Origin of the sequence: Kosakonia sp., assembly GCF_032052965.1 — a bacterium.
In the GTDB taxonomy this organism is placed as follows: Bacteria; Pseudomonadota; Gammaproteobacteria; order Enterobacterales; family Enterobacteriaceae; genus Kosakonia.
In genome coordinates this window covers 302,909-320,178 of sequence record NZ_DAMBVN010000002.1, presented here as the reverse complement: position 1 = coordinate 320,178, position 17,270 = coordinate 302,909, and the positions used below count along the sequence as shown (strand labels likewise).

At 53.8% G+C, this 17,270-nt stretch carries 18 protein-coding genes; 12 read left to right on the top strand and 6 right to left on the bottom strand.

All coding sequences use genetic code 11. The features are described 5' to 3' along the window. Positions 1-135: 135 nt before the first annotated feature. The 7 genes from dksA to panD all read left to right on the top strand — a co-directional run bounded on the left by dksA (position 136) and on the right by panD (position 5,764). A complete protein-coding gene (gene dksA / locus RTX30_RS04815) occupies positions 136-591 on the top strand; it encodes an RNA polymerase-binding protein DksA (protein WP_007373199.1) in 456 nt (151 codons plus the stop codon). Between the two features lie 87 nt (positions 592-678). Then, positions 679-1,575 carry a tRNA glutamyl-Q(34) synthetase GluQRS gene (gene gluQRS, locus RTX30_RS04810; protein ID WP_312687357.1) on the top strand — a complete coding sequence of 299 codons (897 nt, stop codon included), beginning with the start codon at positions 679-681 and terminating at the stop codon, positions 1,573-1,575. Between the two features lie 56 nt (positions 1,576-1,631). Beyond that, on the top strand, positions 1,632-3,029 hold the full coding sequence (pcnB, locus tag RTX30_RS04805) for a polynucleotide adenylyltransferase PcnB (RefSeq protein ID WP_312687475.1): 1,398 nt from the start codon (positions 1,632-1,634) through the stop codon (positions 3,027-3,029). Next, positions 3,026-3,505 (top strand): 2-amino-4-hydroxy-6-hydroxymethyldihydropteridine diphosphokinase, encoded by a 480-nt coding sequence (folK, locus tag RTX30_RS04800; RefSeq protein WP_312687354.1) that lies wholly within the window; start codon positions 3,026-3,028, stop codon positions 3,503-3,505. The genes pcnB and folK overlap by 4 nt, the downstream gene beginning before the upstream one ends. Positions 3,506-3,614: 109 nt before the next feature. Next, a complete protein-coding gene (panB, locus tag RTX30_RS04795; RefSeq protein ID WP_312687352.1) occupies positions 3,615-4,406 on the top strand; it encodes a 3-methyl-2-oxobutanoate hydroxymethyltransferase in 792 nt (263 codons plus the stop codon). An 11-nt stretch (positions 4,407-4,417) separates the two neighbouring features. Beyond that, positions 4,418-5,281 carry a pantoate--beta-alanine ligase gene (gene panC, locus RTX30_RS04790; protein ID WP_312687350.1) on the top strand — a complete coding sequence of 288 codons (864 nt, stop codon included), beginning with the start codon at positions 4,418-4,420 and terminating at the stop codon, positions 5,279-5,281. 102 nt (positions 5,282-5,383) lie between these two features. After that, positions 5,384-5,764 carry an aspartate 1-decarboxylase gene (gene panD, locus RTX30_RS04785; RefSeq protein ID WP_312687348.1) on the top strand — a complete coding sequence of 127 codons (381 nt, stop codon included), beginning with the start codon at positions 5,384-5,386 and terminating at the stop codon, positions 5,762-5,764. 4 nt (positions 5,765-5,768) lie between these two features. Here panD and RTX30_RS04780 read toward each other — a convergent pair whose 3' ends face one another. From RTX30_RS04780 to RTX30_RS04770, 3 genes are all read right to left on the bottom strand, one after another. After that, positions 5,769-7,016 carry a polysaccharide deacetylase family protein gene (locus RTX30_RS04780; protein WP_312687345.1) on the bottom strand — a complete coding sequence of 416 codons (1,248 nt, stop codon included), beginning with the start codon at positions 7,014-7,016 and terminating at the stop codon, positions 5,769-5,771. Positions 7,017-7,149: 133 nt separating this feature from the next. Next, entirely contained in the window at positions 7,150-7,920 is a 771-nt protein-coding gene (locus tag RTX30_RS04775) for an ABC transporter permease (protein ID WP_312687343.1), read from the bottom strand. Beyond that, a complete protein-coding gene (locus tag RTX30_RS04770) occupies positions 7,917-8,843 on the bottom strand; it encodes an ABC transporter ATP-binding protein (RefSeq protein WP_312687341.1) in 927 nt (308 codons plus the stop codon). Before RTX30_RS04770 ends, RTX30_RS04775 begins: the two co-directional genes overlap by 4 nt. 107 nt (positions 8,844-8,950) lie before the next feature. Here RTX30_RS04770 and can point away from each other — a divergent pair, with 107 nt between their 5' ends. Then, on the top strand, positions 8,951-9,613 hold the full coding sequence (gene can / locus RTX30_RS04765) for a carbonate dehydratase (protein WP_312687339.1): 663 nt from the start codon (positions 8,951-8,953) through the stop codon (positions 9,611-9,613). Positions 9,614-9,640: 27 nt separating this feature from the next. Here can and hpt read toward each other — a convergent pair whose 3' ends face one another. Then, the gene (gene hpt / locus RTX30_RS04760; protein ID WP_312687337.1) at positions 9,641-10,177 is read right to left on the bottom strand and encodes a hypoxanthine phosphoribosyltransferase; all 537 of its coding nucleotides are present in this window, start codon (positions 10,175-10,177) and stop codon (positions 9,641-9,643) included. 206 nt (positions 10,178-10,383) lie between these two features. Between hpt and RTX30_RS04755 the strand changes: the two genes are divergently transcribed. Beyond that, complete coding sequence (locus tag RTX30_RS04755) at positions 10,384-12,774, top strand: glucose/quinate/shikimate family membrane-bound PQQ-dependent dehydrogenase (protein WP_312687336.1); 2,391 nt, start codon at positions 10,384-10,386, stop codon at positions 12,772-12,774. A 41-nt stretch (positions 12,775-12,815) separates the two neighbouring features. On the opposite strand, the gene cueO is transcribed toward RTX30_RS04755, so the two are convergent. Next, positions 12,816-14,396, bottom strand: coding sequence for a multicopper oxidase CueO (gene cueO, locus RTX30_RS04750; protein ID WP_312687335.1), 1,581 nt, complete (start codon positions 14,394-14,396; stop codon positions 12,816-12,818). Positions 14,397-14,540: 144 nt separating this feature from the next. Here cueO and RTX30_RS04745 point away from each other — a divergent pair, with 144 nt between their 5' ends. From RTX30_RS04745 to speD, 3 genes are all read left to right on the top strand, one after another. Beyond that, positions 14,541-14,888: a YacC family pilotin-like protein gene (locus RTX30_RS04745; protein WP_312687333.1), complete on the top strand. Its 348-nt coding sequence runs from the start codon at positions 14,541-14,543 to the stop codon at positions 14,886-14,888. A 148-nt stretch (positions 14,889-15,036) separates the two neighbouring features. Then, on the top strand, positions 15,037-15,894 hold the full coding sequence (speE, locus tag RTX30_RS04740) for a polyamine aminopropyltransferase (protein WP_312687330.1): 858 nt from the start codon (positions 15,037-15,039) through the stop codon (positions 15,892-15,894). Between the two features lie 14 nt (positions 15,895-15,908). Then, on the top strand, positions 15,909-16,703 hold the full coding sequence (gene speD, locus RTX30_RS04735; protein WP_312687328.1) for an adenosylmethionine decarboxylase: 795 nt from the start codon (positions 15,909-15,911) through the stop codon (positions 16,701-16,703). A 28-nt stretch (positions 16,704-16,731) separates the two neighbouring features. Here the strand turns inward: speD and yacL are convergent, their stop codons facing one another. Continuing rightward, positions 16,732-17,094, bottom strand: a complete 363-nt coding sequence (gene yacL / locus RTX30_RS04730) for a protein YacL (RefSeq protein ID WP_312687326.1) — start codon at positions 17,092-17,094, stop codon at positions 16,732-16,734. Positions 17,095-17,270 lie beyond the last annotated feature (176 nt).

Here is a 17,270-nt window from a genome sequence, read left to right as displayed (position 1 = left end):
CAAATACGCTTTTCTTCACAGGGTTGTCAAGTGTTAGGTATAGAAATTTGCCATCCTGAAAAGCATCTGCTATTTATAGCGGCCTGATTTTTCCCCCAACACGGGGATCGATAGTGCGTGTTAAGGAGAAGCAACATGCAAGAAGGGCAAAACCGTAAAACATCGTCCCTGAGTATTCTCGCCATCGCTGGGGTGGAGCCGTATCAAGAGAAACCGGGCGAAGAGTATATGAACGAAGCCCAGCTGGCGCACTTCAAGCGTATTCTTGAAGCATGGCGTAATCAACTCAGGGATGAAGTCGATCGCACCGTCACACATATGCAAGACGAAGCTGCAAACTTCCCTGATCCGGTTGATCGTGCCGCTCAGGAAGAAGAGTTCAGCCTCGAACTGCGTAACCGTGATCGCGAGCGCAAGTTGATCAAAAAGATCGAGAAGACGCTGAAAAAAGTGGAAGACGAAGATTTCGGCTTCTGCGAATCCTGCGGCGTGGAAATTGGTATCCGCCGTCTGGAAGCGCGTCCGACTGCCGATCTGTGCATCGACTGCAAAACGCTGGCGGAAATCCGCGAAAAACAGATGGCGGGTTGATAACCCGTTATCACTGATAGCGCGCCGCGCAAGGGCGGCTGCGCCTTATACGGCGGGATTTATTCCCGCCCTATATTTCCTGTCGATATGCCTGAATCACACTATATTGGGCGCTTTGCGCCGTCTCCGTCCGGTGAACTGCATTTCGGTTCGCTGATTGCCGCTCTCGGCAGCTATCTGCAAGCGCGCGCCGCACAAGGCGTCTGGCTTGTCCGCATTGAAGATATCGATCCTCCCCGCGAAGTGCCCGGCGCGGCCAACACCATTCTTCGCCAGCTTGAGCACTACGGCCTGCACTGGGACGGTGACGTACTGTGGCAATCGCAACGCCACGATGCCTACCGCGAGGCGCTTGCCGCCTTGCAGCGCAAAGGATTAAGTTATTTCTGCACCTGTACGCGTGCACGGATCCAGAGTGTCGGTGGCATCTACGATGGTTATTGCCGTACCCGACACAACGGGCCAGAAAACGCCGCCGTGCGGCTGGTGCAGCAACATCCGGTGCTGCACTTTGAGGATAAATTGCGCGGGCGCATTACTGCCGATGAAAAACTGGCGCGCGAAGACTTTATTATTCATCGCCGTGACGGGTTGTTTGCTTACAATCTGGCGGTGGTGGTCGATGATCATTTTCAGGGCGTGAGCGAAATCGTCCGCGGCGCCGATCTGATTGAACCGACCGTGCGGCAAATTTCGCTTTATCAGCAGCTTGGCTGGCAGGTGCCGGGGTACATTCATTTACCGCTGGCGCTCAACGAGCAAGGGAATAAACTCTCCAAGCAAAACCATGCCCCAGCCTTGCCTGGGGGCGATCCGCGTCCCATAATAATCAGGGCTTTACAATTCCTGAACCAAGATGTAACAAAAGAATGGCAGGATCTCAGCATTGATGCCTTGCTGAAAAAGGCAGTGGCCAACTGGACGCTTTCCCGCGTTCCGGGAACAGCGGTTGCGAATACGGCATTCTCAAATGCCTCGCGCTGAGCTATGATTAGCCGCTATTTTTTTGTCCTGACGTTTGACACTTACCGAGGTGTACTATTTTTACCCGAGTCGCTAATTTTTGCCGCAAGGTGCTGAGCCGCGAAGAGAGCATGGTCGTTGAGGCTATGGCCCAACCACAGATGACGGTTATTCCGCGTGAACAGCACGCTATTTCCCGCAAAGATATCAGTGAAAATGCGCTCAAGGTGCTCTATCGTCTGAATAAAGCGGGCTACGACGCTTACCTGGTAGGCGGCGGCGTGCGTGACTTATTGCTGGGCAAAAAACCAAAAGATTTTGACGTCACCACCAACGCCACGCCGGATCAGGTGCGCAAACTGTTCCGCAACTGCCGTCTGGTTGGTCGCCGTTTCCGCCTGGCGCATGTCATGTTCGGGCCGGAAATCATTGAAGTCGCCACCTTCCGTGGGCACCACGACGATCAACAAACCGATCGCACCATCTCCCAACGCGGGCAGAACGGAATGTTGCTGCGCGATAATATCTTCGGCTCCATTGAAGAAGATGCCCAGCGCCGTGACTTCACCATCAACAGCCTTTATTACAGCGTCGCCGACTTTACCGTGCGCGATTACGTGGGCGGCATGCGCGATCTGGAAGAAGGCGTCATTCGCCTGATCGGCAACCCGGAAACCCGCTACCGCGAAGATCCGGTACGCATGCTGCGCGCCGTGCGTTTCGCGGCCAAGCTGGGAATGCGTATCAGCGATGAAACCGCCGAGCCTATCCCGCGTCTTGCAACGTTAATTAACGATGTTCCGCCGGCTCGTCTGTTCGAAGAGTCGCTGAAATTGCTGCAGGCAGGCTACGGTTACGATACCTGCCAGTTACTGCGTGAATATGGTTTATTCCAGCCCCTGTTCCCGACCATCACCCGTTATTTCACCGAAAACGGTGATAGCCCGATGGAACGCATTATTGAGCAGGTGCTGAAAAACACCGATAACCGCATCCACAATGATATGCGCGTTAACCCGGCGTTCCTGTTTGCCGCGATGTTCTGGTATCCGCTGTTGGAGAATGCGCAGCGTATCGCTCAGGAAGGCGGGCTGGCCTATTACGACGCCTTCGCGCTGGCAATGAATGATGTGCTGGATGAGGCCTGCCGTTCGCTGGCGATCCCTAAACGTATCACCACGTTGATCCGGGATATCTGGCAGCTGCAGTTGCGGATGTCGCGTCGCCAGGGCAAGCGAGCCTGGAAACTGATGGAACATCCGAAATTCCGCGCCGCCTATGATCTAATGGCGCTCCGCGCCGATGCGGAACGCAACGGCGAATTGCAGCGACTGGTGAAATGGTGGGGTGAATTCCAGGTTTCTGCGCCTCCCACCCAAAAAGATATGCTGGATAACCTGGGCGATGAACCGGCCGAACGCCGTCGTCACCGTCGTCCACGCAAACGTGCGCCGCGCCGTGAGGGCAGTGCATGACCCTTGCGTATATCGCGCTGGGCAGCAATCTGGCTTCACCGCTTGATCAGGTGAATGCCGCGATCGTCGCGATTGGAGAGATCCCGCAGAGTCATATTGTGGCGGTCTCTTCGTTATACCGTACTCCCCCACTCGGCCCGCCGGATCAACCGGACTACCTCAACGCGGCTGTCGCGCTGGAAACCGAACTCGCGCCAGAAGCGCTCCTCGACCATACACAACGTATTGAGTTACAGCAGGGCCGCGTGCGCAAAGCTGAACGCTGGGGGCCGCGCACGCTCGATCTCGATATTATGCTGTTTGGCGAGTTATCACTCAATACGGCGCGCCTGACAGTGCCACATTACGACATGAAAAACCGGGGCTTTATGCTGTGGCCGTTATTTGAAATCGCCCCAGATCTGCACTTCCCGGACGGCGCCTCCTTGCAGGCGATCCTGACGCAACTCAACGCGCCAAAACCCGACGTCTGGTAATACCCGCCATTCTTTCCACCCGCGTCTCACGGGTTGTCTAAAATCATTGCCCGCCTGAGTGGTGCTGTTAAAATGCGCCAGAATTCGTTCTGGACTATCAGGAAACGCTATGAAACCGACCACCCTCTCCTGGCTACACAAGTGCAAGCAGGAAAAGAAACGCTTCGCCACCATCACCGCTTACGACTACAGCTTCGCGAAACTGTTCGCTGAAGAAGGCATTAATGTACTGCTGGTGGGCGACTCGCTGGGAATGACGGTGCAAGGTCATGATTCCACCCTTCCGGTTACGGTGGCGGATATTGCCTACCATACTCAGGCAGTGCGCCGCGGTGCGCCGGCCTGCCTGTTACTCGCCGACCTGCCGTTTATGGCTTATGCCACGCCAGAGCAGGCATTCGAAAATTCCGCCGTTGTCATGCGCGCAGGCGCCAATATGGTCAAAATTGAAGGCGGCGCCTGGCTGGTGCCGACGGTAAAAATGCTCACTGAGCGCGCCGTTCCGGTGTGCGGTCATTTAGGCTTAACGCCACAATCGGTGAACATTTTCGGCGGCTATAAAGTACAGGGACGCGGCGATGCGGCTCAGGTCCTGTTTGATGATGCGCTGGCGCTGGAAGCCGCAGGCGCGCAATTGCTGGTACTGGAGTGTGTACCGGTTGAGCTGGCGCAGCGTATTACCGAAGCGCTGAGCATTCCGGTGATCGGCATTGGCGCAGGTAACGTCACCGATGGTCAGATTCTGGTAATGCATGACGCCTTTGGCATTACCGGCGGGCATATTCCCAAATTTGCGAAAAATTTCCTGAATGAAGCAGGCGACATGCGCGCCGCCGTTAGGCAGTATGTTGCTGACGTCGAGTCCGGCGCTTACCCGGGCGAAGAACACAGTTTCCATTAAGGAGTCCTGTTGTGTTGATTATTGAAACCCTCCCGCTGCTCCGTCAGCATATCCGCAGACTGCGCCAGGAAGGTAAACGCATTGCGCTGGTGCCCACCATGGGTAACCTGCACGATGGCCACATGAAACTGGTTGATGAAGCCAAAGCCCGCGCCGACGCGGTAGTGGTCAGTATTTTTGTCAACCCGATGCAGTTTGACCGCCCGGATGATCTGGCACGCTACCCGCGCACCTTGCAGGAAGACTGCGAAAAGCTTAACAAACGCAAAGTGGACTTCGTCTTTGCGCCCGCCCCGGCGGATATCTACCCGCAGGGTACCGATACGCAAACCTATGTGGATGTTCCGGGTATCTCTACCATGCTGGAAGGCGCTAGCCGTCCGGGCCATTTCCGTGGCGTGTCGACCATTGTCAGCAAGCTGTTTAACCTGGTGCAGCCAGACATCGCCTGTTTTGGTGAAAAGGATTACCAGCAGCTGCAACTGATCCGCAAAATGGTTGCTGATATGGGCTACGACATTGAAATTGTCGGCGTTCCTACGGTGCGTGCAAAAGATGGCCTGGCGCTGAGTTCGCGTAACGGCTATCTCACCGCAGAACAGCGCAAAATCGCCCCGGCATTGAGCAAAGTGATGAACGCTATCGCCGGGAAACTGCTGGCAGGCGAGCGCAACGAAGAAGAACTGGTAGCGATTGCGGAACAGGAAATTAACGATGCCGGTTTACGGGCGGATGATATTCAAATCCGCGATGCCGACACGTTACTGGCGCTGTCAGAGAGCAGCCAGCGCGCCGTGATTTTGATGGCGGCATGGCTCGGCCAGGCGCGCCTTATTGATAATAAAGTGGTTGAACTCCCCCGTCTGGCGGGGTAAATAGATGGGCAATATGCCGCGCGATAAGTGTGGCGTTACCGTACGGGGGATTAGCAGGGAGCGGCTCCCCTTTTACAGGTTAATTATCACGGGATTTAACTTATGATTCGCACAATGCTGCAAGGCAAGCTCCACCGCGTCAAAGTGACTCAGGCCGACCTGCATTACGAAGGCTCCTGCGCCATTGACCAGGATTTCCTTGAGGCGGCTGGTATTCTGGAATACGAAGCCATTGATATTTATAACGTGACCAACGGTAAACGTTTCTCCACCTACGCGATTGCCGGTGAGCGCGGTTCAAAAATCATTTCGGTCAACGGTGCAGCAGCGCATTGCGCTGACGTTGGCGATATCCTGATTATCGCCAGCTATGTCACCATGCCGGATGAAGCTGCCCGTAACTGGCAGCCGAAAGTGGCCTATTTTGATGGTGACAATGAAATGAAACGCACGGCCAAAGCCGTGCCGGTTCAGGTTGCCTGATGCCCTACCCCTGCGGCTGGTTACTGATCAGCCGCGACATCACTTCCAGCGAGTCCGTTCTTAACACATAGAGTCGCTTCAGTAAGAAGGGATTATCTCCCGGTTTCACCTTTCCGCGTACCGTGGTCACGGCCAGATGGAACCCCGCGTCATTCGCCGCTTTTACCGCTTTATCGTCATACACGCCGAACGGATATGCCAGATAGAGTACATGCGGATTAAACTGCGCCAGCGCGCGGCGCGAGCGTTTAAAGTCGAACAAAATATTGTGGTAGTTGCGGCTGAGCAGAATCGGATGCATCGTCGTTTCGTCAACACGGTGCAGGAAATGCGTATGCGACTGCACATCGAATACGTCACGGATACTGTTCAGTTCCGAAACGCTCATAAACTGCAGTGATTTGGGATCCCACGGCTGCGGCTTCAGCTTAATACGCGACGAGATGATAAAAGCTGTGGCTTTAAAACCATACTGTCGCAGTATGGGCCAGGCATAGCGGCTGACTGACTTCAGGCCATCATCAAAGGTGATCACCACCGACCGTGCGGGCAGATTCATGCGGTTGCGCACATAGCCTTCCAGCTGATACATCGACAAGGTGGTATAGCCCTGGTCGCGCAGCCAGGCCATCTGGTTAGTAAATGCGCGCACCGAAGTCGTGGTTGAAGTGTGCCGAAAACGGGTGTTTTCTTCATCGCGCAGAATATGGTGATACGTCAGCACCGGGATGCCGTTATCTTCCTGCGCGTCCAGGCTGCTCACCCACGCCAGACGGTTGCCAATGCGGATCTGAAACCAGGTCTGATTGAGACGATCTTTCAATTTATCGATAATCGGATAGCGCAGATTTTCCACCAGCGTACCAAACCGCTCGCTGGTGATATCCGGCGCGTTGTAGAGCGGAGTGGGTTGCCACGTAATGAGATTCTGGTTACTCAACGGCTTGTTCAAATCACCGAGGCTGTCTTCCACACGCTGGTTACCCGAAACGCTTTCCAGATGGCCTTTATCGATAAATCCGCTGCCAAAGCCAAAGCGGAATGCATAGTAATCTTCCGCACCTGGCACCACGGCGATAATTTGCCCGGCACGAATATGCCCGACAGTAATCACTTTATCCCCCACCTGCGCCCAGATATCGGCATCTTCAGTGGTTTGCATATAACGCGCGGGAATGCGTTGCTCACTGATAATGCTGGCAGTAGCGCCGCAGCTTATCAGCAAAAGCAGAATGGCAATAAAACGAGACATGAGACGGACCGGGTTAAGAGACTGCGCTAAGTGTAACAAAATTTGACTGAACGAATGACCGTGAAAAGTACAAAAAAAGGTCTAACTCGGCGGATTGGCTCTCCTGCCGTGAGGAGAGCCAGCCCGGCACAGCTTAGCTGCGCAATCCGCGACCGCGTTGGATCAGATACCAGCACAGCACATAGAAGGCGATGATAAACACCACCAGCACGCCGACGGTAGTAAACAGCGGAACATCGGTAATGCCAAGGAAGCCAAAGCGGAAACCGCTGATCATATAGACAATCGGGTTCAGGTGCGAAAGCGCCTGCCAGAAGGGCGGTAACAGCGTTAACGAATAGAAGACACCCCCGAGGTAAGTCAGCGGTGTCAGTACAAAAGTGGGGATCAGGCTGATGTCATCAAAGGTTTTGGCAAACACCGCATTCAACAAACCAGCGAGGGAAAACAGCACCGCTGTCAGCAGTAACGTCAGCCCGACAAACAACCATGAATGCACCTGAAACGGCACAAAAAATAGCGAAACCGCCGTAACCAGCACACCGACACAAACGCCGCGCGCCACGCCACCGCCGACATAGCCGGCAATAATTACGTGCGTAGGCACCGGGGCAACCAGCAACTCTTCAATGTTGCGCTGAAATTTGGCGCTAAAGAACGAGGAGGCCACGTTGGCATAAGCGTTAGTAATCACCGCCATCATGATCAGGCCCGGCACAATAAACTGCATATAAGTGAAGCCATGCATTTCGCCAATGCGCGAACCAATCAGGTTGCCGAAAATAATAAAGTACAGCGTCATGGTGATCACTGGCGGCACCAGCGTTTGCACCCAGATACGCATAAAGCGCTGGATCTCTTTATGCCAGATACTTTTCAGCGCCACCCAAAAAAGCTGCATCATGCGCGTTCTCCTTCTTTTTCATGCACCAGCGTGACGAACAGCTCTTCCAGACGGTTGGCTTTATTACGCATGCTCAATACCTGTACACCCTGGGCACTCAGCTGACTGAAAACACTATTAACCCCCTGCTCGCGCAAAACTTCCACTTCAAGGGTTGCAGTGTCTACCAGCCGATATTGATACCCTTCCAGTTTCGGCAGCGGGCTTTTCGGCGCCAAATCAAGAATAAACGTCTCTGATTTCAACTTCGAAAGCAGCGCTTTCATGGAGGTATTTTCAATCAGTTCACCGCGCTGGATGATGCCAATGTTGCGGCACAGCATCTCGGCTTCTTCCAGGTAGTGGGTGGTCAGAATAATGGTGGTGCCTTTATCGTTCAGATCTTTCAAAAAGCCCCACATTGAGCGGCGTAACTCAATGTCTACGCCCGCAGTTGGCTCATCGAGGATCAGCAGCTTCGGCTCATGCATCAGCGCGCGGGCAATCATCAAACGGCGCTTCATGCCACCGGATAACATGCGCGCACGTTCGTTGCGTTTTTCCCACAGATCGAGCTGATTCAGGTATTTTTCACTGCGTACCAGCGCATCTTTACGATCGACGCCGTAGTAACCCGCCTGGTTAACCACAATCTGTTGTACGGTTTCAAACGGGTTAAAATTGAATTCCTGCGGCACCAGCCCCAGTTGGCGCTTGGCGTTTACCACGTCTTTTTCCAGGTCGTAGCCAAAGACGTTAACGCGCCCGGACGATTTATTTACCAGCGAGCTGATAATGCCGATGGTGGTCGATTTTCCTGCGCCATTCGGCCCGAGAAGGGCATAGAAATCCCCCGCTTCTACTTGTAAATCAATACCCCGCAGCGCCTGGACGCCGCCCGGATAGGTTTTTTTAAGCTGCTCAAGCTCCAGTGCAATGGTCATGAATTATCACTTACCTGTTTTCTTACACTCGATGTGTGGTTTAAAAAGAGTTGGAGTTGACCTATATTAGCGCAACGCACTTATTTGGTTACAGGTCGTTAACTTCCATGAAAGACATAGATACACTCATCAGCAACAATGCACTATGGTCAAAAATGCTGGTGGAAGAAGATCCCGGATTTTTCGAAACACTGGCGCAAGCACAGAAGCCGCGCTTTCTCTGGATTGGATGCTCTGACTCCCGCGTTCCTGCTGAACGCCTGACCGGCCTTGAGCCTGGTGAACTGTTTGTTCACCGCAATGTTGCCAACCTGGTTATCCATACCGATCTCAACTGCCTTTCCGTTGTTCAGTACGCTGTCGATGTGCTGGAAGTTGAACACATCATCATTTGCGGCCACTACGGCTGCGGCGGTGTGCAGGCGGCGGTGGAAAACCCAGAACTGGGGCTTATCAACAACTGGCTGCTGCACATTCGCGATATCTGGTTTAAACATAGCTCGCTGCTCGGCGCAATGCCTGAAGAACGCCGTCTCGATACGCTGTGCGAACTGAACGTGATGGAACAGGTGTACAACCTGGGTCACTCCACGATCATGCAATCTGCCTGGAAACGCGGTCAGAAAGTGACCATTCACGGCTGGGCCTACGGTATACACGATGGCCTGCTGCGTGACCTGGATGTGACGGCCACCAACCGCGAAACACTGGAGCAACGTTACCGCAAAGGGATCTGCAACCTCAGCCAAAAGCACATCAACCACAAATAACAATCGGGGCCATCGGCCCCGATTTTTTTATTCGTCCAGCATCACAACCTTGCCGACATAAGGCAAATGGCGATAGCGCTGGGCATAATCAATGCCGTAACCCACCACAAACTCATCCGGAATCGAAAAACCGACAAACTCGACAGGCACGTCCACTTCGCGGCGGGAAGGTTTATCGAGCAAAGTGCAGATCGCCAGTGATTTCGGCGCACGCAGGCTGAGGATTTCGCGCACTTTAGACAGCGTATTACCGGAATCGATAATGTCTTCAACAATCAGCACGTCTTTGCCACGAATGTCTTCATCCAGATCTTTGAGGATTTTCACGTCACGGGTGGTAGACATACCGCTGCCGTAGCTGGAAGCGGTCATAAAATCGACTTCGTGCGACACCTGCACTTCACGGCACAGGTCGGCCATAAACATAAACGATCCGCGCAGCAGACCCACCAGCACCATTTCGCTACCGCTATTTTTGTAACGCTCAGTGATTTGACGACCCAGCTCAGCAATACGCGCTTTGATCTCCGCTTCCGGGATCATCACTTCAACAGTGTGTTTCATTTTTAACTAACCATATGATTTAAATGATAAATCATTCAATACCGACAACCATTGCCGATCATTGAAACGCAAGGTGCGCAGTATACCAGCAAAACAATCTCTGCGGGTTATTCCCCCACAAAGCTCATTTTGTGATGACGGTCACACTTGTTAACTCCTATAATTACTTGCTATCAAAATATTAACAAACCGATGGATGTCTTTTTATGGCGGAAACAAAAAATCAACAACCCCGGCTCCTGGTGACGCTGACAGCGTTATTTGCGGCCTTCTGTGGGTTATATCTTCTCATTGGCGGCGTCTGGCTGGTCGCGATTGGCGGTTCCTGGTATTACCCGATCGCCGGCCTGGCGATGCTGGGCGTAACGTGGCAACTCTGGAAACGGAAACGTGCCGCGCTCTGGCTGTACGCAGCCTTACTGCTGGTCACGATGTTATGGGGCGTGTGGGAAGTCGGCTTCGACTTCTGGGCACTCACGCCGCGTAGCGACATTCTGGTCTTCTTCGGGATCTGGCTGATCCTGCCGTTTGTCTGGCGTCGGTTGAGTGTTCCTGCCAATGGCGCGGTCGCGGCATTAGTGGTGGCGCTGTTGATAAGCGGCGGTATCCTCACCTGGGCCGGTTTCAATGACCCGCAGGAGATCCATGGCACACTGAGCGCCGATAGCACGCCCGCACAGCCGATTTCCCCGGTGGCAGACAGCGACTGGCCTGCTTATGGTCGTAACCAGGAAGGCCAACGCTATTCGCCGTTGAAACAGATTAATGCTGGAAACGTGCACAACCTGAAAGAGGCCTGGGTGTTCCGTACCGGTGATGTGAAGCTGCCGAATGATCCGGGCGAACTCACCAACGAAGTGACGCCGATTAAAGTGGGCGACACGCTTTTCCTGTGTACGGCGCACCAGCGTCTGTTCGCGCTGGATGCCGCCACCGGTAAAGAGAAATGGCACTTTGATCCGCAACTCAATTCCAACCCGTCGTTCCAGCATGTGACATGCCGTGGTGTCTCTTACCACGAAGCCCGTGCCGATAACGCCAGCCCGGATGTGGTAGCCGATTGCCCGCGCCGCATTATCCTGCCGGTAAACGATGGCCGCCTGTTTGCCGTTAATGCCGACAATGGCCAGCTGTGCGAAACATTTGCCAATAAAGGCATTCTCAATCTGCAAACCAATATGCCGGATACAACGCCGGGTCTGTATGAACCGACCTCTCCGCCTATCATCACCGATAAAACGATTGTGATTGCCGGCTCGGTAACGGATAACTTCTCTACCCGTGAAACGTCCGGCGTGATCCGCGGCTTCGACGTGAATACCGGTAAACTGCTGTGGGCTTTTGATCCGGGCGCGAAAGATCCAAACGCGATCCCGTCTGACCAGCATACCTTTACCTTTAACTCGCCCAACTCCTGGGCACCTGCGGCCTATGACGCGAAGCTGGATTTAGTCTATTTGCCGATGGGCGTGACGACGCCGGATATCTGGGGCGGTAAACGCACACCGGATCAGGAACGTTATGCCAGCTCGATCGTCGCGCTGAATGCAACAACCGGTAAACTGGCATGGAGCTACCAGACGGTACACCACGATCTGTGGGATATGGATATGCCGTCGCAGCCGACCCTGGCGGACATTACCGTTAATGGCAAAACCGTTCCGGTAATCTATGCCCCGGCAAAAACGGGTAACATTTTCGTGCTGGATCGCACGAACGGTAAGCTGGTGGTTCCGGCACCGGAAAAACCGGTTCCGCAGGGCGCAGCGAAAGGCGATTATGTCACGCCGACTCAACCGTTCTCTGATTTGAGCTTCCGTCCGAAGAAAAACCTCAGCGGCGCGGACATGTGGGGCGCCACTATGTTCGATCAGTTGGTGTGCCGCGTAATGTTTCATCAGCTGCGCTATGAAGGCATTTTCACCCCACCGTCTGAACAAGGTACGCTGGTGTTCCCGGGCAATCTGGGCATGTTCGAATGGGGTGGTATCTCCGTTGATCCAAACCGTCAGGTGGCGATTGCTAACCCAATGGCGCTGCCGTTTGTGTCGAAACTGATCCCACGCGGTCCGGGTAACCCGATGGAGCCACCGAAAGATGCGAAAGGCACAGGCACAGAATCCGGTATTCAGCCGCAGTATGGCGTGCCTTTTGGCGTGACGCTGAACCCGTTCCTGTCGCCGTTTGGTCTGCCATGTAAGCAACCGGCCTGGGGTTATATCTCCGCATTGGATCTGAAAACCAATCAGGTAGTGTGGAAAAAACGTATTGGTACACCGCAGGACAGCATGCCGTTCCCGATGCCGGTTCCAGTGCCGTTCAATATGGGTATGCCGATGCTGGGCGGCCCGATTTCGACAGCCGGTAACGTCCTGTTTATCGCCGCGACCGCAGATAACTACCTGCGCGCTTACGATATGAGCAACGGTGAGAAACTGTGGCAGGGTCGGTTGCCCGCAGGCGGCCAGGCAACGCCGATGACCTATGAAGTGAATGGCAAGCAGTATGTGGTCATTTCCGCAGGCGGTCACGGTTCGTTCGGTACCAAAATGGGCGACTACATTGTGGCCTATGCACTGCCGGATGACGCGAAGTAATCACCTTATTCCCCTCTCCCAAACGGGAGAGGGGAATGTCTTTATACCGTAAATCCGAGCATCATCCCGCTGTCTTCATGCTCCAGCAAATGACAATGCGCCATGTAGGCATACTCTTTCGGCGCATCATGCTGGAAGCGTACTAACACTTCGCTGCGCGCCCCAGACACATTGACCGTATCTTTCCAGCCCGCGCGATGCGTCGCAGGCGGTTTACCGTTTTCCGAAAGTATACGGAACTGTGTGCCGTGAATATGAAACGGATGCAGCATCATGTCACCTTCGCCGGAGATCACCCAGCGCTCATACTGCCCTTTTTGCGCGGCAAATTGTGGGCTCGCCATATCAAACGCTTTGCCGTTGATACGGTTGGCATTGTGGAAATCAAAACCGCTGCCGTGGTTCATTTGCCCGTGCCCCCCTTGTCCATGATTCATTGGCATATTCGCCATCTGATCATGGTTCATCTCGCCATGATGCATCGCCATTCCAGCCATGGCTTTCTCGCCATACTTCTGTTGCAACGCCTGCATACCCATCATGTCAAGCATCGGATCCATCGACAGTTGTAAAGTACGCTGTGTTAATCCATTCAGCGCTGGCAGGCCCGGCAGCGACACCAGTTTATCTGGCAGGGTACCGGACGCCGTCACCTGCAGCGGCTGAATGCGCACCACGGGGTGCGGTTGATCGAAGGGTGCGACAGTCATGCCCATCTGTTGCACGGGCAGGGTCATCAGATCAAACGGCTTACCGTCACTCAAATCCACCAGCACTTCAAAGCGTTCGCCCATCAACACGGGCAGCTCTGTCACTTTTACCGGCTCACTTAACAACCCGCCGTCGCTGGCGATCACGTACAACGGACGGCGATCGCTGGCCGCAAAATTCAGTGAACGGGCGTTACAACCATTGAGTAAGCGCAGACGTAACCAGCCACGCGGCGCCGAATGCTGAGGATAGATCGCCCCATTCGCCAGTAAAGTATCGCCGAACCAGCCAACCGCCGCACTCATCACATCCAGTTGGTAATCAATTTGCCCCTGCGGAGTAAACTTTTTGTCCTGCACAATAACGGGCACATCATCAATACCCCACTGCTGAGGCAGGCGAAGCTGGCGCAGTGTGTCGTCTTCGATCAGTACCAGACCAGCAAGCCCCATCGCGACCTGACGGCCCGTTTTACCGTGTTGATGCGGGTGGAACCAGCAGGTGGCGGCTTGCTGGGTTGGAGTAAACGTGACCGAGCGCTTGCCCCCGGGTTTGATCACCCCTTGCGGCCCGCCATCGACTTCGCCAGCGACCTCCACGCCGTGCCAGTGCACCGTGGTTTCTTCCGCCAGCGTGTTATGAATATCAACGGTAACGTTCTGCCCCTGGCGCAACTGGATAGCAGGCCCAAGCAGTGCGCCGTTATAGCCCCAGGTGGTGGCTGCGTTACCGCCAAACTGAGTTTGCCCCGCCTGAACAGTCAATCGAATCCGGCTTTGTGCATCGGCGCTGAGTAACGGCGGGACCGGCAACGCCGGGCGTTCAGCGGCCAGCAGCGTTCGGCTCCACAGCGGCAGCGCGCTTATTACGCCCAGGGCCGCAGAATATTTTAAAAAATCACGACGTTGCATAAGTATTTCCTTATCGATTGCAGGCGATAGATTGAGCTTAAACCCTCCCCCTGGCGGAAGGTCAAGAAAACGGACAATAATAAATATCGTCGCCTTATGCGGACTGTGCTAACGTTTAATTTCCGTTACACCGTGGTAGAAATAATGAAGACGTTTTTCAGAACAGTAATTATTGGCAGCTTACTGGCTGTCTCCGCTAACAGTTACGCGCTGAGTGAATCCGAAGCTGAAGACATGGCCGATCTGACAGCCGTGTTCGTATTTCTGAAAAACGACTGCGGTTACAACAACTTACCTAACGGGCAGATCCGCCGCGCACTGGTCTTTTTTGCCCAGCAAAACCAGTGGGATCTTAGCAACTATGATGCCTGGGATATGAAATCACTGGGCGAAGATAGTTACCGCGACCTGAGCGGCATTGGTATTCCTACCGCCAAAAAATGTAAAGCCCTCGCGCGCGACTCATTAAGTCTTCTTGCCTACGTGAAATAATCCCTGAATACGTTGCGTTCGACGTCAATACCGGGCTTACAGCGCAATGTATTACGGAATAATGATTAAATTCTGACCGTGCATGCCGGGCCAGAGTTGGCTATTATGTTGCGCTCGTTTTTTGCGGGTGTTAACAAAGGAGCAAGCCATGGCCGACAACACGATGTGGCACGAGACGCTGCATGACCACTTTGGTCAGTATTTTGCCGTTGATAAAGTGCTGTACCACGAAAAAACCGACCATCAGGATCTGGTCATCTTTGAGAACGCCGCTTTTGGCCGCGTAATGGCGCTGGATGGCGTGGTGCAAACCACCGAACGCGACGAATTTATCTATCACGAGATGATGACCCACGTTCCGCTGCTGGCTCACGGCCATGCTAAACACGTGCTGATCATTGGCGGCGGTGACGGCGCCATGCTGCGTGAAGTCACCCGCCATAAAAACATTGAAACCATCACTATGGTGGAAATCGACGCGGGCGTAGTTTCGTTCTGCCGTCAGTACTTGCCGAAGCACAACGCGGGCGCTTATGACGATCCACGTTTTCAGTTGGTGATCGACGACGGCGTCAATTTTGTGAACCACACCCAGCAAACCTTCGACGTGATCATTTCCGATTGTACCGATCCTGTCGGCCCAGGAGAGAGCCTGTTCACCTCTGAATTCTATGAAGGCTGTAAGCGCTGTCTTAACCCCGGCGGCATTTTTGTGGCGCAAAATGGTGTGAGTTTTCTTCAACAGGATGAAGCCGTGGGCAGCCACCGCAAGCTGAGCCACTACTTTGGCGATGTCAGCTTCTATCAGGCCGCCGTACCAACCTATTATGGCGGCATTATGACTTTCGCCTGGGCAACCGATAATGACGTGCTGCGTCACCTCTCAACGGAGATCATTGCCGCCCGCTTCCACAGCGCCGCGCTGACCTGCCGTTACTACAATCCGGCGATCCATACCGCGGCTTTTGCCCTGCCGCAATATCTGCAAGACGCCCTGTCCTTCTAAGGAGGTGATAAAAATTGAAAAAGCTGAAACTGCATGGCTTTAACAACCTGACGAAAAGCCTGAGTTTTTGTATTTACGATATCTGCTACGCCAAAACCGCCGAAGAGCGTGATGGCTACATTGCCTATATTGATGAACTCTATAACGCCAATCGCCTGACGGAGATCCTGACGGAAACCTGCAATATCATCGGCGCAAATATCCTGAACATTGCCCGTCAGGATTACGAGCCGCAGGGCGCGAGCGTCACTATCCTGGTGAGCGAAGAACCCGTGGATCCGCAACTTATCGACAAAACGGAACATCCTGGCCCACTGCCAGAAGCCGTCGTCGCGCATCTCGATAAAAGCCATATTTGCGTGCATACCTATCCTGAGAGCCATCCGGAGGGCGGCTTGTGCACCTTCCGTGCCGATATTGAAGTGTCTACCTGCGGTGTTATCTCGCCACTCAACGCGCTGAATTACCTGATCCACCAGCTTGAGTCGGATATCGTCACGGTCGATTACCGTGTGCGCGGCTTCACCCGTGACGTCAACGGCATGAAGCACTTCATCGATCATGAGATCAATTCGATTCAGAACTTTATGTCAGAGGATATGAAGTCGCTGTACGACATGGTGGATGTGAATGTGTACCAGGAAAATATCTTCCATACCAAGATGTTGCTTAAAGAGTTCGACCTTAAGCACTATATGTTCCACACCAGACCGGAAGACTTAACTGCGGAAGAACGCAAAGAGATCACTCAGGCACTCTGGAAAGAGATGCGCGAAATCTATTACGGCCGGAATATCCCCACCGTATAACGCGGACGGAGCACGGAGGCTCCGTCATCTAGCGCTGTTTAAGAAACGCCCGGTACGCAGCCACAACCTGCAGAAAATCTTCCACGCCGCACAGCGACAGACTCTCTTCATCGTAATAGCTCATTCCCTCTTCGATTTCGTCACCGGAAAACTCCAGCTGGTTAGCGCGTATCATGACTTCTTCGCCATCCATCCACAGCGTGTATTCATGGCCGGCACGCTGCCATGAGCGCTCGCTGCCTTTTACCGCTTTTGCGGCCTGCTCCACTTCGTCAAGCAACGCCAGGTTCTCTTTCACTTCTTCATTGAACCAATGCCCGACGACTTCGTGGCCCATCGACATTCGTACTTTGACGATGCCGGTGATATCACGCAAAAATTCGTAATCCATAATCGCTTCCTCTTGCTGGCTTAAAAACCGCCTGTGCTGTAATTATCGCAGCACAATACAAGAAAAACAGCGCGTCCGCCGGAAGCCGCAAAAAATATCCCCGCCTGAGTCGCCTGTTCGCGCAGAAATTACCCGCCGGGCAACATCCCGCCATGTACGGCATCAGAATACGGTCA